This window comes from Jiangella anatolica, from assembly GCF_003236295.1.
Classification (GTDB): domain Bacteria; phylum Actinomycetota; class Actinomycetes; order Jiangellales; family Jiangellaceae; genus Jiangella; species Jiangella anatolica.
In genome coordinates this window covers 1-449 of sequence record NZ_POTW01000218.1, presented here as the reverse complement: position 1 = coordinate 449, position 449 = coordinate 1, and the positions used below count along the sequence as shown (strand labels likewise).

At 35.0% G+C, this 449-nt stretch carries 1 pseudogene; it reads right to left on the bottom strand.

Annotated features, from left to right (window positions below):
- Positions 1 to 260: 260 nt before the first annotated feature.
- A pseudogene (gene fimB, locus C1I92_RS33060) lies at positions 261 to 449 on the bottom strand (type 1 fimbria switch DNA invertase FimB); the annotation flags it as partial.

Sequence of the window (449 nt, the reverse complement as noted above, 5' to 3'; positions counted from 1 at the left end):
ACTTCCAGTTGCTTAAAAAATAAAGAAAAAAGTGCGGAAACAGGAGAGTTTAAGTGATGTGTAAATTTATGAATGATTTTGTTTATTTATTTTGAAGAACATAAACCATTGTATTTTGTATGGATATGGTTAACTTAATGTTTATTATGAAAATTAATAATCACACTTACAATAACATCAATTAATAAATGGTTAATCATTTTTGATATATCGTAAGAATAATGTAGTTTTTAACACCATCCCTGGTATCTCAACTATCTCTATAAAACAGCGTGACGCTGTCGTCCTCTGGCTCTATCCCAGATGCCGTAAAAACGCCCTGCATTGCTGGCGGTATACCAGACAGTATGACGAATATTGCGATGCCCAAGATAATCCTGGATAAGTCGCGTATCTATTCCCATATTCGCCAAAGCAAAACCACACGAATGGCGTAACATGTGCGGATG